The sequence below is a fragment of the Streptomyces sp. 150FB genome, from assembly GCF_000818195.1.
Lineage (GTDB): Bacteria > Actinomycetota > Actinomycetes > Streptomycetales > Streptomycetaceae > Streptomyces.
In genome coordinates, this window is sequence record NZ_JTHL01000001.1 from 1,302,549 (window position 1) to 1,317,975 (window position 15,427).

13 protein-coding genes are annotated in these 15,427 nt (G+C 70.7%); 5 read left to right on the forward strand and 8 right to left on the reverse strand.

Annotated elements, in window-relative coordinates:
- Positions 1–2,045, reverse strand: a 2,045-nt coding sequence (locus QR77_RS05120) for a primosomal protein N' (RefSeq protein ID WP_040027343.1), incomplete at its 3' end; no start/stop codon positions are given.
- A 326-nt stretch (positions 2,046–2,371) separates the two neighbouring features.
- Between QR77_RS05120 and QR77_RS05125 the strand changes: the two genes are divergently transcribed.
- The 5 genes from QR77_RS05125 to QR77_RS05145 all read left to right on the forward strand — a co-directional run bounded on the left by QR77_RS05125 (position 2,372) and on the right by QR77_RS05145 (position 8,764).
- Positions 2,372–3,193, forward strand: coding sequence for a hypothetical protein (locus QR77_RS05125; RefSeq protein WP_052488551.1), 822 nt, complete (start codon positions 2,372–2,374; stop codon positions 3,191–3,193).
- Positions 3,194–3,479: 286 nt separating this feature from the next.
- Positions 3,480–4,739 carry a helix-turn-helix transcriptional regulator gene (locus tag QR77_RS05130; protein ID WP_040019902.1) on the forward strand — a complete coding sequence of 420 codons (1,260 nt, stop codon included), beginning with the start codon at positions 3,480–3,482 and terminating at the stop codon, positions 4,737–4,739.
- A gap of 118 nt (positions 4,740–4,857) precedes the next feature.
- On the forward strand, positions 4,858–5,604 hold the full coding sequence (locus QR77_RS05135) for a toll/interleukin-1 receptor domain-containing protein (RefSeq protein ID WP_040019904.1): 747 nt from the start codon (positions 4,858–4,860) through the stop codon (positions 5,602–5,604).
- Positions 5,601–7,655, forward strand: a complete 2,055-nt coding sequence (locus QR77_RS05140) for a hypothetical protein (protein ID WP_040019905.1) — start codon at positions 5,601–5,603, stop codon at positions 7,653–7,655. The genes QR77_RS05135 and QR77_RS05140 overlap by 4 nt, the downstream gene beginning before the upstream one ends.
- Positions 7,652–8,764, forward strand: coding sequence for a hypothetical protein (locus tag QR77_RS05145; protein WP_052488552.1), 1,113 nt, complete (start codon positions 7,652–7,654; stop codon positions 8,762–8,764). Before QR77_RS05140 ends, QR77_RS05145 begins: the two co-directional genes overlap by 4 nt.
- 79 nt (positions 8,765–8,843) lie before the next feature.
- Here the strand turns inward: QR77_RS05145 and metK are convergent, their stop codons facing one another.
- From metK to QR77_RS05180, 7 genes are all read right to left on the reverse strand, one after another.
- Positions 8,844–10,064, reverse strand: coding sequence for a methionine adenosyltransferase (metK, locus tag QR77_RS05150; protein ID WP_040019910.1), 1,221 nt, complete (start codon positions 10,062–10,064; stop codon positions 8,844–8,846).
- A gap of 299 nt (positions 10,065–10,363) precedes the next feature.
- Positions 10,364–11,605, reverse strand: a complete 1,242-nt coding sequence (gene coaBC, locus QR77_RS05155; RefSeq protein ID WP_052489535.1) for a bifunctional phosphopantothenoylcysteine decarboxylase/phosphopantothenate--cysteine ligase CoaBC — start codon at positions 11,603–11,605, stop codon at positions 10,364–10,366.
- Between the two features lie 132 nt (positions 11,606–11,737).
- On the reverse strand, positions 11,738–12,010 hold the full coding sequence (rpoZ, locus tag QR77_RS05160; RefSeq protein ID WP_040019913.1) for a DNA-directed RNA polymerase subunit omega: 273 nt from the start codon (positions 12,008–12,010) through the stop codon (positions 11,738–11,740).
- Positions 12,011–12,133: 123 nt separating this feature from the next.
- Entirely contained in the window at positions 12,134–12,697 is a 564-nt protein-coding gene (gene gmk, locus QR77_RS05165) for a guanylate kinase (RefSeq protein WP_040019914.1), read from the reverse strand.
- Positions 12,698–12,735: 38 nt separating this feature from the next.
- Positions 12,736–13,059: an integration host factor gene (locus QR77_RS05170; RefSeq protein ID WP_040019917.1), complete on the reverse strand. Its 324-nt coding sequence runs from the start codon at positions 13,057–13,059 to the stop codon at positions 12,736–12,738.
- Between the two features lie 220 nt (positions 13,060–13,279).
- Positions 13,280–14,218, reverse strand: coding sequence for an orotidine-5'-phosphate decarboxylase (pyrF, locus tag QR77_RS05175; RefSeq protein ID WP_269084309.1), 939 nt, complete (start codon positions 14,216–14,218; stop codon positions 13,280–13,282).
- On the reverse strand, positions 14,215–15,324 hold the full coding sequence (locus tag QR77_RS05180) for a quinone-dependent dihydroorotate dehydrogenase (RefSeq protein WP_040019919.1): 1,110 nt from the start codon (positions 15,322–15,324) through the stop codon (positions 14,215–14,217). The genes pyrF and QR77_RS05180 overlap by 4 nt, the downstream gene beginning before the upstream one ends.
- Positions 15,325–15,427: the final 103 nt, after the last annotated feature.

Genomic DNA, 15,427 nt, shown 5'->3' on the forward strand with positions numbered 1-15,427 from the left:
CCGCTCCCCGGCGGCACCCTCAGCAGGGCGCGCTCCCAGATCTCGCCCATCGGGGGATCGCCGGGCCTGCGCGGCCTGCCCGGGTCGGCCGGCGGCAGGGGTACGGGCCCCAGCACCTCCACCTCGCCCGGCAGCGAGGCGGACTCCAGGAACGGTCCGAGCACCCCCACCCGCGCCGCCACCGACGCCATCCGCGACACGGGCGGAAAGCCCAGCTCGGCGCGCTCGGCCAGCTCACGCTGCGCGTGTCCCACCGGGTCCCAGCGCACCAGAGCCTGCACAGGACGCAGCGTCGGCTCGGCGAGCACCACCACGGTGCCGCCCTCGCCCTGACCGCGCACGAGGGACGCCGCCTGCATCCACCGCCGCAACGCCTCCTCCCCCGCCCGCAGGTCGGGGCGCCCGAGCATCGCCCAGCCGTCGAGGAGCAGCGCCGCCGCGTACCCGCCCTCGGCCACCGGCTCGGCCCCCGGCGTGCTCACCACGAGCGCCGGCCGTCCCGGCACCGAGTCGAGCACATGGTCACGCCCCGACGTACGGACCGGCACGGCCGGAAACGCCCGGCCCAGCTCCTCCGCCGTCCGCCGCGCCCCCACGACCTGGGCTCGCAGCCGCGTACCGCCGCACTCCGCACACCGCCAGTCCTGCTCCTGCCGCCCGCACCACCCGCAGTGCAGCTCCCGCTGCCGGGGCGCCTCCAGCGGGCCGGCGCAGTGCCTGCACCTGGCCGCCGTACGGCACCGCTCGCAGGCGAGCCGGGGCACATACCCGCGCCGCGGTACCTGCACCAGCACAGGTCCCGAGGTCAGCCCCTCCTTGACGGCCCGCCAGGCGAGGCTCGGCAGCCGGGCCGCCCGCGCCGCCTCGTCCCGCGCCAGGTCGCCGTCGCCGACCGTCCTCACCAACGGCGCCGCCTGACGCACCTGCTCCCTGTCGGCGGCGATCGGCAGCGCCCAGCCCGTCTCGACGAGCTGCGCTGCCTCGACCGTGCACCCCGTACTGCCCAGCAGGAAGCCGCACTTGTCGTGCGCGGCGCGCAGCAGCAGCACCTCGCGCGCGTGCGGCTGGGGCGCGTGCTGCTCGCTGTGGCTGCCGTCGCCGTCGTCCCAGATCGCGACGAGTCCCAGATCCCGGACGGGCGCGAACATGGCGGCGCGCGTCCCGACGACGGCCCGCACCGAGCCACGCCGTACGGCGAGCCACTCGCGGTACCGCTTCTGCGGGCCCGCCTCCGCGGTGAGCAGCGCGTGCCGCCCCTCGCCGAGCAGCGCGGTGAGCGCGGTGTCGACGCGGGCGGCGATCCGCCCGTCGGGTACGACGACGAGTGCGCCCCGGCCGGAAGCGAGCGTCGCTGCGACGGCCCTGGCCAGCTCGTCCGCCCAGTGCGGCCCCGGCAGCGCGGTCCATACGGCGCGCGGCGCGCCGCCGCCCGCGAGGGCTTCGAGAAACGCGGGCCCCTTCGCGTACCGCCCCCAGGTCCCCGCATCGGGCGCGGCCGGGGGCCCGGGCGGCTCCGGTGAGGGCCGGGACTCGGCGCGCGCGTTCCTCGGCGGGATCGCCAACTGGATCACGTCGGCGAGACTGCCCGCGTACCGGTCGGCGACGGCCCTGGCGAGCCCGAGCAGCTCGGGGCTGAGCACCGGCTCGGGCGAGACCACACCGGCCAGCGCGGCGAGCGGCCCCGCGTAGTCCGACTCGGCGCGCCGCTCGACGACGAATCCGTCGATCAGCCGCCCGCCTTCGCGCCGCCCGCCCCGCACCTGATGCGCCCCGGCTCCGAACCGCACCCGCACCCTGACCCCGGGCTGCGCCTCTGCGTCCAGCTCCTCGGGCACCGCGTAGTCGAAAAACTGATCGAGGTGGAGCACGCCCTTGTTGACCAGGACCCGCGCCACGGGCAGCTCGGGGGCGAGCGCCGCCCCCCGCCAGGTCCGCGGCTTGGCACGCGGCACCTTGGCCTGGCGCACGGTCTCCCGGATGAGCGCAAGCTGCTCGGGGGCGCCGCTCTGTGCGGGGCCCTCGGAGTGCTCGTTGTCGCTGCTCACAGCCAAATTCCTACCAGACGGGACTGACACCGGCCTCCTTCGCCGGCCGGCCGGTGACCGAGGGCCCGGAGGGCCGCACGACCCGTACGGTTTCCGCGCGGGGCCCACCTCTATGGTTGCTCCACATGTGGCCAGGACAGCAGCCGTCGGGGGACGAGCAGAACCCGCCGAACTCGCAAGCGAATCCGTATCAGCAGCCCAACCCGTACGCGCGGCAGCCCGGGTATCCCGGGCAGCCGGTACCACCGGCGCAGCCCGCGCAACCGAATCCGTACCAGCAGCCGTCCGGGCAGCCCCCGTGGGCCGCCCCGACCGTGCCCGCGGGCATGCAGCCGCCCCCTCCCGGAGGCGGCGGAGGCGGCGGCAACCGCACCAGGACGGTGGCCATCGGCGCGGCGATCGCCGTCGTCCTGGCCTGCGGCGTCACCACCGCACTCGTCCTGGGCAGCGGCAAGGACGACCCGGCGAAGCCGGACCCGACCGCCTCACCCTCCACGACCACCGACCCGAACCCGCGCAGCGCGGCCAACGCCCAGAAGCCGCTGATACCCGGCTGGAAGGCCGTACTGAACCCCACGCGCGGCGTCGCGTTCGACGTACCGCCGGAGTGGGCGGTCAAACCGGTCACCTGGTCGAGCTATGTGGCCGACAGGGCCGACCCGGACGAGAAGCCCCTCATCGGCTTCACCGCCCCGGCGATGCTGAAGGAGAAGTGGTGCGAGTCCGACGCCGACAAGGACGGCACCATGGACGACTCGGCACTGGGCATGGCCGGCTCCCGGGGCGAGGCCGGCGCGAAGAGCACCACGCAGGCCGCCGTCAACAGCGTGGGCGTGTGGGTCTACGGCGCGTACACCCAGCCGAACAAGGACAACATCCACACGACCCGGGCGGAGTCGTTCACCACGAAGTCCGGCCTCAAGGGCACCGTGGCGACGGCCACCTCCTCGGGCGTCACCACGGAGAAGACCGGCAAGTGCGACACGGACGGCAAGGCGACGACGTTCGCCTTCCTGGACACCAAGGGTGACCTGGTGTCCTGGAGCTTCGTCGGCGCCGCGGGAGTCCCGGACGAGATACCGGACGCGACGGTCCAGAAGATCCTGAGCACGGTCCGCGTCTTCACACCCCCGAAGCCCAGCTCCTGACGTGCCTTCGGTTCCCCTGAGTATCTCGTCGCCCCACTGACCGCCCTGAACCACCTGGGTCCCCCGAGTCCCGATCCGGCCCACGCGTGGCCGATATCGCCGTCTCGACAGGGACGGCGGAATCCGGTTGCCTCCACAACCGGACGAGAACCGGAAACGGGAAACTCCGCCGTCCCGCTTGCCCGTAGGACGTCGGCGGGACGACGCTGGCTCGCGACCGGCCAGGGGGCCACAGAGCCGGCCCGCGAACGGCATCAGGGCCCGTGACAGCATCAGGGGAGGGCACGTGCTCGAAGAGACATCCGTGTTTGGCAGCGAGCTGCGGCGGGCGCGCATCGCGGCCGGGCTGACACTTACGGAGCTCTCCGCACTCGTCCACTACAGCAAGGGCCAGCTCAGCAAGGTGGAGACGGGGCACAAGCGCCCCGCCCCCGAACTGGCCCGCCTGTGCGACGCGGCGTTGAACACCCGGGGCGCTCTCATCTCCCTTGTGCCCACCGGGCGGGGCACCGAGGTGACACCACCCGGCGGACCGCGCGAGGTCCCATCCGCAGCCCCTGGGCGACGACAGGTGCTGACGGCGGGCGCGGTGTCGGTGCTCGGCGCCGCGGCCCCCGGGGGCCGGCACCCCGAGGACTGGCCGGCCGACGGGACACTGCTCGACGCGTCCCGCGCGCTGTTCGACCAGTTCCGCCGCCTGGGCCAGACCGCACCACCGGCGGCCGTGCTGCCCGCGCTGGCCGAGCAGACTCGGACGCTGCGTGCGCTGGCCGCACGCTGCGGCCCCCGTACGGCCCACGGCCTGCTCACGCTGTGCGCCCGGTACGCCGAGTTCGCCGGGTGGATGGCCCAGGAGGCCGGAGCGGTGGAGGAGGCCCTGCGCTGGACCGACCACGCGGTCGAACTCGCGGCGGCGACCGGCGACGAGAGTCTCGCCTCGTACGCCCTCGTACGCCGGGGGCTCGTCGCCTATTACCGGGGCGACGCGGCCGGGACAGTGGCGCTGGTCCAGGGCGTACGGTCGCGCCGCCTCCCTCACCGCGTACTGGGCCTCGCAGCCCAGCGCGAGGCCCAGGGACACGCGCTCGCGGGTGACCAGGACACCTGTATGCGCGAGTTGGACCGTGCACGCGCACTGCTCTCCCGGGAGGCACCGGACGGCGCGGGCCCCGTGCTCGGCACGAGCCATCTCACCGATCCGGTGGCCATGACCACCGGCTGGTGTCTGCTCGATCTGGGCAGGCCTCGGCAGGCGGCGAAGGTCCTCGACCGTGAGATCGAGCTGATTCCCCCGACAGCGATGCGAACACGTGCACGGTACGGCGCACGGCAGGCGCTCGCGCACGCCCTGGCCGGCGAGATCGAGCACGCCTGCGAACTGACGCGGGGAATGCTGAGCGCGGCCCACACCGTCGACTCGGCGACGATCGCCCTCGACCTGCGCAGGCTCTCGCACACGCTGGGCCGCCACCAGAGGAACTACGCCGTCCGGGAACTGGCCCCGCTGCTGGCATTCGCCCTCTCCCCCGGTGCCACAGCGCGGTAGAGCCCCGCGTCTGCCGGCAGCCGTTGCCCGCAGCCATCACCCGTACCTGCGGCTTCAGCCGCACATGAGCCGCCATCTGTCATCCGCACGCACGCATCGCACGAGAGGACACCACATCATGGCCGAGGTCTTCATCAACTACCGGACCGGCGACGGAGAACAGACCGCCGACGCCCTCGAAAAGGGACTCAGCGCACGCTTCGGCGACGGGATGATCTTCCGGGCCGCCAAGTCCATCAAGCCGGGAGCGCTCTTCGACGACGAATTACTGATCGGTGTCAGGAAGAGTTCCGTGCTCGTCGCGGTCGTCGGAGAGCACTGGGCCGAATCCCCCCGCCTGAACGACCAGGACGACTGGGTGCGCAGGGAGATCCTGGAGGCATTCCGCTGCGGGGTCACGGTGGTGCCGGTTCTCCTGGGCCGCAGGACGGAGCGGCTGAAGGCGGCCTCCCTGCCGCCCGAGCTGAGCAAGCTGGCTCGGTGCCACTCCCTCCGGTACGACACCCAGGACCCCGACGGCCTGCGTCGCATCGGCGACTTCCTGGCGGAAGAGGTGCCGGCGCTGGAGGAGGCGGAACGCGCGCTGAAGGAGGCGGGCGAGTCCGCCGAGCCCGGAGCGACGAACAACTCGATGGGCGAGGTGACGGGAGGCACGGTGACTCAGGCCCGGGACGTCACGGGCGGCATCAGCAGCACGAACATCGAGCGGGTCGACGGTTACCTCCACACCGGATCGGGCGACCAGCACCACCACGCCCCGCACCAGACCGGCGACGGCTCGTCGTACGTGGCCGGGGATCAGCACGACGGAGGCAATCGCAACACGTTCGGCGAGGGACGCCGGCGCCGGGACAACGAGCGATGAGCGAGACGACCACGCATATCGGCGCCATGAACGGGGTGACGCACTCGGGGCCCGGGCCGCAGAACATTCACCAGCACTTCCACGCACCTGGAAGCTCCCCTGCTGAGGAGTCGCTGGCGAAGGACGCACAGGGCAGGACTCCCCAGGCTCTCGCGAAAAGAGAGCTCGGATGGCTCAGGGAACGGTTCGAACCACCCGAGGGCTTCAGCGAAGCCCTCGAAAAGTTGGAGAAGAAAGGAACCGTCCTGCTGGACGGCGAAGCCGGGAACGGCAGGACTGCGGCGGCGAAGATGCTGCTGGACTTCCTGCCCCGCACACCTGGTCCGCTGCACGAAATCCCACTGGATGACGAGTCGGAGTCATCCCGCCCGCTCAATCACAAGCACATCGGGGACGAGGACCGGCTCCTGCTGGATCTCTCCAGGGAGAACGAGCAGTGCTGGCTGCGTGTCCAGGCGGAGCTTCCTTCCTACCGGAAGGTGGCCGATGAGCGAGAGGCAGCGCTCGTGGTGATCCTGCCGCCCCGGACGGAATACACGCTCACTCCGGAGCATGCGAGCCTGCGCTGCTTCATCTCGCGGCCTCCCGGTATGGAATCGGACATCATCAGGCGTCACCTCAGGCAAGCGGATCCGGAGATCGATCCGAAGTCGGTGGATTCAATGCCCGTCCCGGAGGCGCTGGGCAAACTTCTGAGCAAACGTCACCCGCTCCGTACAATCGCCACTTTCGCCGAGTACATCGGCACGGCGAGAAACCGGGGCGGTGACTTCGACAGTTGGTGCACCCAGGCTCTGGAAGCCTCCCAGGGGCGATCGGCCGAGGCGGGCACCCTCCTCGGAAACGTCCGCAAGGGAGCACCCCGTTCTCTTCTAGTGGCGGCGGCGATGCTGCACGGGGCGCGCGGTGACGCCATCCACCACTCGGCCGCTCTATTGCTCGACGCCGTCGACCCGCCGGCACGGCCACGGCCCGCCCTGCGTCATCGGCCGCTCTCGGCACGACTGGAGGAACTGGACGCCACGGCCGACGCCGGAACAAGCCGGGTGAGATTCACGAAGGTGGGACTGGCCACGGCTGTGCGTTCCCGGGTGTGGCACGACTTCCCGGATCTGCGAGGGCCTCTGCGGGACTGGGTCGGCAAGGTCGTGAACGTGCCGGAGTTGGAGGACTCGGACCGGGACGCCGTGGTCTCCCGATTCTCCGAGGAGTGCCTCGCCTGCCGCCGGCCGGAGGATCTGCTCGTCCTCGCCAGGCGCTGGTCACGGGTAGCCGGCAACACGAGTGCCAGGAATACGCAGCAATTGCGGGCGGCAACGCTCATCCTCGGCTGCGGTCTCCAACATCATGAATTCGGCCGCGTGTTCCGCGAGGAAACTCTGAACTGGTCCAGGAACGCACACCTGTCGAGCGTGCAGCGGAAGGTACTGGTCGAGGTCTGCCGGGAGTACATGGCCGTGACCCATCCCTATCTCGCTCTGGTGCGTCTTCACCACCTCGCCCGCCGGGAGAAACCGGAGACCGTGGCCGGTACGGCTCTCCTGGAACTGACCCGGCTGGACCACCGCTTGCGAAGACGCCTGCTGGCCCGGCTGGCCGAGGCATTCGCGAACGCGGCGCAAGGGGTGGGCGACACCTCCACAGTCGGACAGGACGCCCTCCTCTTCCTCGATCACTCCGCTCCGGGGCCCCTCACCGATCCCGGCTCACGGGCGCGCTCGCTGATCGCCGAGTCCGGCGTACGGAAGGACCTCATCGCCGGGTGGACGGCCGTGTTCGCCGGCGTCCCCGCCCAGGACTGGTCCTTCCCTGTGCGGGCGTGGTTCGACGCCGCCTCCACAGGAGCCCCGTTCGCCGACCGGCTTCTCGACATCCTCGTAGCGGCCTGCGCGCCGCGCGGCGATCTGCTGGGGGCGCTTTACCGCAGCTCGATCCGCTGGGCGGCAGGCCGCCCTCCCCCGCGGTCCGACCTCCCCGACGACCTGTACCGGAAGATCAGCGCCGCACAACATGCCCACTTCCTTTCAGCGGGGGAGACAACCACTCCATGAGTTCCGGCCACAAAACCGTGACGGTCTTTCTCACTCTCATCGGCGGGCTGATCCTCACCATCGCCGGATGTTCCCTCCACTGGCCGTGGTGGGCCTGGTCAGCCGCAGCCGTGCTGCTCGTCACCGCGCCCACGCTCGCCCTGCGCCTCAGGGCCCGGCACGAGGATCCCTTCTCGAACCGGTACCTCACCGAGCCGGACCTGCCGGCCCCTCCGGTGGAGCGCCGCGAGCTGGTGGTCACCGATGTGGCTGTTCCGAGCGAGATGGCGGACTACGACTTCCTGCTGTCCGCCACAGTGCGCTGGTACCCGCTCGGGGCACCGGCCGGTTCGCCGCCGGTCAACCAGGCGGGTCTGGCGGTCGAAGCAGTACTGGAGCGCGCCACGCACATCACGGCTGTCCGCCATCCCACCCGTGGCTCTCTCGTGCAGCACGAGCTCAACGGCGCCCTGGCCACCATGCACGAGGACCCCACCGGGCGGGTGCAGGCGATGGCGCTGGGGGTGACGCTCAGGCTCGCGGACCAGGATCAGGAACGGCTCACCAAGCTCGCCGCCGTCCGTAAGGACGAGGCGGTATGGGAGCACGAGCGCAGGTTCGAAAAAAGCCGCCGAACCTATCTGGGCGAGGACGTGCTGCGGACCACGGGCAGCGCCGCCGTGTGGTTGCTGCACCGTAACAACGACGAGATCGACAAGACCGTCAAGGACATCGGTCTGCTGGCGCAGCTCACCTCGGTGGTCAACAACGAGGACATCGACGAACGCCTGCGGCACCTCGTGCCCTCGGCCCTGCGCGACGACGGCCCCGAGGACCCGGACGTCTCTGCGGCCGGCGAGTCGCCGTACTGGCCCGGCTCCCCGCCTCGTACGGGAGGGGCGCATGCGTTCTCGCAGTTCCTGCGGGCGGTCGGGCTCTCACCCGACGCTCCGGAGGTAGTGCTCCTGGCGGCCCACATCGCGCAGACGCTCGACCAGTTCGACGGCGACCAGGCCGAGGAGATCCGCCAGGTCGTCGCGGAGCCGGCCGCGGAGCCTGTTGACACTCCGCTCAACGGCGCGGGCCCCGACACCGTGGCGCCGCCTGCTCCGGGTGGCGTTCACTTCTGATCCCGCCTCCCGGGCCCCCCGGAACGCGGCGGGGCCCCGGGCACCATGGGTGTCCGGGGCCCCAGCGGGAGCGGTGTTCCTAGAGGCCGGTGGCCTCGCGGAGGGCGTCCACGCGGTCCGTGCGCTCCCACGTGAAGTCGGGGAGTTCGCGGCCGAAGTGGCCGTACGCGGCGGTCTGGGAGTAGATCGGGCGCAGCAGGTCGAGGTCGCGGATGATCGCGGCCGGGCGCAGGTCGAAGACCTGGGCGATCGCCTTCTCGATCTTCTCCGTGTCGATCGTGGCCGTGCCGAACGTCTCCACGAACAGGCCCACCGGCTCGGCCTTGCCGATCGCGTACGCGACCTGGACCTCGCAGCGGGCCGCGAGGCCGGCGGCGACGACGTTCTTGGCGACCCAGCGCATCGCGTACGCCGCCGAGCGGTCGACCTTCGACGGGTCCTTGCCCGAGAAGGCGCCGCCGCCGTGGCGGGCCATGCCGCCGTACGTGTCGATGATGATCTTGCGGCCGGTGAGACCGGCGTCGCCCATCGGGCCACCGATCTCGAAGCGGCCCGTCGGGTTGACCAGCAGGCGGTAGCCCTCGGTGTCCAGCTTGATGCCGTCCTCGACGAGCTGGTTCAGCACGTGCTCGACGACGAACTCACGGACGTCGGGGGCGAGCAGCGAGTCCAGGTCGATGTCCGAGGCGTGCTGCGAGGAGACGACCACGGTGTCGAGGCGGACGGCCTTGTCGCCGTCGTACTCGATGGTGACCTGGGTCTTGCCGTCGGGGCGCAGGTACGGGATGGTCCCGTTCTTGCGGACCTCGGAGAGGCGGCGCGCGAGGCGGTGCGCCAGGTGGATCGGGAGCGGCATCAGCTCGGGCGTCTCGTCGCACGCGTAGCCGAACATCAGGCCCTGGTCGCCGGCGCCCTGCTTGTCCAGCTCGTCGTCCTCGGCACCCGCCGCGGCGTCGACGCGCTTCTCGTACGCGGTGTCGACGCCCTGGGCGATGTCCGGGGACTGCGCGCCGATGGACACCGAGACGCCGCAGGAGGCGCCGTCGAAGCCCTTCTTCGAGGAGTCGTAGCCGATCTCAAGGATCTTGTCGCGCACGAGCTGGGCGATCGGGGCGTACGCCTTCGTGGTCACTTCACCGGCGACATGGACCTGGCCGGTGGTGATCAAGGTCTCCACGGCAACCCTGGAGGCCGGGTCCTCCCGCAGGAGCGCGTCAAGAATGGTGTCGCTGATCTGGTCAGCGATCTTGTCGGGGTGACCTTCGGTCACAGACTCCGAGGTGAACAGACGGCGGGACACATCGCTCCCTGAGGTTGCAGCGGCTGCTGGCTGATCATTGGCGGACCGGCCGGGGGCTGCGCCCCTCGACGTTCCTTGACCAGTTTATCGGTCGTATCGGGCCGCAGGTCCAGAGTGTCTCGCTCCCTGGAAGCGCCGCGGCCACAAGCACTGCATTATGCGATACCTGGATCGGGCATGGCCAGGGGTCGACTGTTGTGGTTTTGCACGGATTCCACTCATTCGGCGGGTGCGGAATCACACGTTCGTCACCATTGGCCACACCCGACCGGGCAGAAACGGGCGTAACAAGGAATTCATTAGTTTTCGGTTTCGTCCTCGGATTCGGCCCCGCCCGGCGTTGCCAGCCTCGGGACCACCAGGTCCCAGACGGTGTCGGCGAGCGCCTCCTTCGGCCCGTACGGCACCGGGGTCTCGCCGCCGTCCGCCGCGAGCACGACCGCTTCGTTCTCCTCGGCGCCGAACGTCTTGCGCTCCCCGACCTCGTTGACGACCAGGAGGTCGCAGCCCTTTCGCCGCAGCTTGTGCCGGCCGTTGGCCAGGACGTCGTCCGTCTCGGCGGCGAACCCGACGACCACCTGCGCCGGGTGGGCGCGCTCGGCCGAGATCTCGGCGAGGATGTCCGGATTTCGGATCAGCACCAGCGGGGCCGGCTCCTGGTCGTCCTTCTTCTTGATCTTGCCTTCGGCGTAGGTGGCGGGGCGGAAGTCGGCGACGGCCGCCGCCATCACCACGACGTCGGCGCTGGCCGCGGCCTTCAGTACGGCCTCCCTGAGCTGCACGGCCGTCCCGATGTGCACGACATCGACGCCCGCCGGGTCCGTCATGCCGGTGTTGGCCTCGATCAGGGTGACTCGCGCTCCGCGCGCGACCGCCGTACGCGCCAGGGCGTACCCCTGCTTGCCCGACGAGCGGTTGCCCAGGTAGCGGACGGGGTCGAGCGGCTCGCGTGTGCCGCCCGCGCTGACCACGACATGACGTCCCGCCAGGTCGGGGGCCCCGACCCCTCTGGCCAGGACGCGGCGGCAGACCTCGTAGATCTCGTCGGGGTCCGGCAGCCGGCCCTTGCCGGTGTCGACGCCCGTCAGCCGCCCGACGGCGGGCTCGATGACAAGGGCTCCCCGGCGGCGCAGCGTCGCCACGTTCTCCTGGGTGGCGGGGTGCTCCCACATCTCGGTGTGCATGGCCGGCGCGAAGACGACCGGACAGCGCGCCGTGAGCAGGGTGTTGGTGAGCAGGTCGTCGGCGAGTCCGTGCGCCGCCCTGGCGAGGAGGTCGGCGGTGGCGGGCGCGATCACCACGAGGTCGGCGGACTTCCCGATGCGTACGTGCGGCACCTCGTGGACGTCGGACCAGACCTCGGTGCTGACGGGGTGCCCGGAGAGCGCGGACCAGGTCGCCGCGCCCACGAAGTGCAGGGCCGAAGCGGTCGGCACGACCCGTACGTCATGGCCCGACTCGGTCAGCCGGCGCAGCAGCTCGCACGCCTTGTAGGCGGCGATCCCGCCGGCCACCCCCAGAACGACCTTCGGCTTGTCCACCGTGTCTCCCTCCACCGCGCCCACCGCGCTCCTGGCGGAACCTCTCCCCTGGAGCATCTCCCCTATGACACACCACAGGCCCGGCAGTCGCGCTGCCGGGCCTGTGGATAAAGAGCGATTTAACGTATGAACCTACTGGGCCGGGCCCTCGATGGCCTCGGACGTCAGCAGACCCGCGTTGATCTCGCGCAGGGCGATCGAGAGCGGCTTCTCGTGGACGTGGGTGTCCACCAGCGGACCGACGTACTCGAGCAGGCCCTCACCGAGCTGCGAGTAGTAGGCGTTGATCTGACGCGCGCGCTTGGCCGCGTAGATCACGAGGCTGTACTTCGAGTCGGTCGCCTCGAGGAGCTCGTCGATCGGCGGGTTGATGATGCCCTCGGGTGGGGTCATGGAAGAGGACACTCTCTAGCCTTCCGAAGATAATTCAGGAAAATCTGGGAACTGTCGAACGCCGGGGTCACGCACCGCGACCCGGGTCCGAGCTTTCGGGCCCGCGAGGCGGGCACCGAAAAAAGCACACAAAAATCAGGCAACTGCCATCAAGGCTAGCAGCTCGCGTGCGACGTCCTCGACGGAGGTGTTGACCAGGGTCGTGTCGAACTCCGATTCGGCCGCCAGCTCCACCGTCGCCGCCTGAAGTCTGCGCTCGATCACCTCGGGCGACTCGGTGCCCCGGCCCGTGAGTCGGCGCACGAGCTCGTCCCAGCTCGGCGGCGCCAGGAAGACGAGCCGTGAATCCGGCATCGACTCCCTGACCTGCCGGGCACCCTGGAGGTCGATCTCCAGCAGTACGGGCTCGCCCTTCTCCAGACGGTCGAGCACCGCACGGCGCGGTGTGCCGTACTTGTTGCCCGCGAACTCCGCCCACTCCAGCAGCTCACCGTTGGCGACCAGCTTGTCGAACTCCTCGTCACTGACGAAGAAGTACTGGACGCCGTGGCGCTCGCCGGGGCGTGGCCTTCTGGTGGTGGCCGACACCGAGAGCCATACCTCGGGGTGGACCTTGCGCATATGGGCGACGACCGTGCTCTTACCGACCCCGGAGGGGCCGGAGAGCACGGTCAGCCGCGGACGTACCTCTGCTGCCATGCAGCGATTATCCAGCTTCCCGGGAGTGCCCGGGAACGTCAGGCGGGGCTACCGCCGAACTCGCGCTCCAAGGAGGCGATCTGGTTGGAGCCAAGACCACGCACACGTCGGCTCTCGGAGATACCGAGACGCTCCATGATCTGCTTGGCGCGGACCTTGCCCACGCCGGGCAGCGACTCAAGGAGGGCGGAGACCTTCATCTTTCCGATGACGTCGTTCTCCTGTCCCTGCTTGATGACGTCATGGAGCGAAGCGCCGGAGTGCTTCAGTCGATTCTTGACCTCGGCCCGCTCCCGGCGAGCCGCGGCGGCCTTTTCGAGCGCGGCTGCGCGCTGTTCAGGGGTAAGGGGCGGAAGAGCCACGCCTACGTCACCTCGGATGTCGAACTGTCGGATACGGACCGGTGAGGAACCTAGTCGCCCCACACCAGGGGAGCAACGGCAACGCTCTGCACGTTCGCTCTCGACGGAGACTAGCGGGCAAGTCCGCCCGAGTCAGCGAGAACAGACGAAAAGTCCTGGTCAGCATCGATCGGACGGCATATTTGGGACAAATTACTCAGCTTTTGGCCTCGGAACGCCTTCATCGCGTTTCCCGAGCACCTCCGACGGCCGCCCGAACCTCGTCGGCGAAGAGCTCCGCGGCCTCCCGGAGCGCCCTGACGTCGGGACCGTGACGCAGCACGCCGCGGCTGACGCTCGGGACCACATTGCCGACGGCCGCCCCGAACACGCCGGGCAGATCCGCGGGGGTCGCGCCCTGCGCGCCGATGCCGGGCGCGAGGAGCGGGCCGTTGACGGCGAGATCGGCGCGCGCGTCGCCGAGCGTCGCCCCGACGACGGCCCCCACGGAGCCGAGCGAGGTGGCGCCGGTGTTCTCCGCCGCGATGTGGTCGAGCATCACCTGTGCGAGCGAACGTCCGTCGGCCGCGGTGGCGCGCTGGACCTCCGCGCCCTCCGGGTTGGAGGTCAGGGCGAGGACGAAGACGCCGGCGCCGGACACGGCCGCCGCGTCGAGGGCGGGCCTGAGCGAACCGAAGCCGAGGTACGGCGAGAGCGTGACCGCGTCCGAGAACAGCGGTGAGTCCTTGTCGAGGTACGTCGCCGCGTACGCGCCCATCGTGGAACCGATGTCGCCGCGCTTGGCGTCCATCAGCACGAGCGCACCGGCCGCCCGCGCCTCCTGGACGGCCTTCTCCAGGACGGCGACCCCGCGCGAGCCGAAGCGCTCGAAGAACGCCGACTGCGGCTTGAGTACGGCGACCCGCCCCGCCAGCGCCTCCACCGTCGTACGGGTGAAGCGCTCCAGGCCCGCCACGTCGTCCGTCAGGCCCCACGCCTGGAGCAGCGAGGCGTGCGGGTCGATGCCGACGCAGAGCGGGCCCCTGGTGTCCATGGCGTGCCGCAGCCGGACCCCGAAGGGCTCCGGTGGGACCGTGCGGCCCGTGGAACCGCTCCGGTCCGAGGTGGGGCCGGTGTGGCTGGCAGGGCTGGTAGGGCTGGTAGGGCTGCTGGAACTCATGCGCTCACCTTCCGGATGTCGGCGCCGATCGCTTCGGCGAGGGTCGCGTACGGACTCGTGCGCAGGCGCGCGGCGAGCCCCTTGTGCATGGCGCGCATCCAGAAGGGGCCCTCGTAGATGAAGGCGCTGTAGCCCTGCACCAGGGTCGCCCCGGCAAGGATGCGCTGCCAGGCGTCCTCCGCGTCCTCGACGCCGCCGACGCCGACCAGGGTGATCCGGTCGCCCACGCGCGCGTACAGGCGCCGCAGGACCTCCAGCGAGCGTGCCTTCAGAGGTGCGCCGGACAGCCCGCCGGTCTCACCGGTGAGCGCGGGGTCCGACCTCAGGCCGAGTCCGTCCCGCGCGATGGTCGTGTTGGTGGCGATGATGCCGTCCAGGCCGAGGTCCACCGCGAGATCGGCGACCGCGTCGACGTCGTCGTCGGCCAGGTCGGGCGCGATCTTCACCAGAAGGGGGACCCGGCGGTGCGTGACGGTCCGGTCAGCCGCCTCCCGTACGGCCGTCAGCAGCGGGCGCAGCCGGTCCGCGGCCTGGAGGTCGCGCAGGCCGGGGGTGTTGGGCGAGCTGACGTTGACGACGAGGTAGTCGGCGTGGCCGGCGAGGCGCTCGGCCGACAGGACGTAGTCCTCGATCGCCTCATCCTCCGGAGTGAGCTTCGTCTTACCGATGTTGACGCCGACGGTCGTACGGAAGACCGCGCGGCGCGCCCCGAGGCGCCGCGCGACGGCGGCCGAGCCGTCGTTGTTGAACCCCATCCGGTTGATCAGGGCGCGGTCGGCGACGAGCCGGAAGAGCCGCTTCGGCGGGTTGCCCGGCTGCGGCTGCGCGGTGACCGTACCGATCTCGATGTGGCCGAAGCCGAGCATCGCCATGCCGTCGATGGCGACGGCGTTCTTGTCGAAGCCGGCGGCGAGCCCGAAGGGGCCGTGCATCCGCAGCCCCAGCGCCTCGGTTCGCAGCTCGGGGAAGCGCGGCGCGAGGGCGGCGGCCGCGAACGTACGCAGGACGGGGACGCGGGCCACGAGCCGGATCCAGCGGAAGGCCAGGTGGTGGGCGCGCTCGGGATCCATGCGCCGGAAGACCAGATGGAAGAAGATGCTGTACATGCCGGTTTCTTTCCTCAAAAAGTCATGAACCTGGCGAATCTCGTAAAAGCCTCACGAAAAGCCTCATGAAAGAGGGGGACACCGGCTCCCGGTGCCCCCCTCT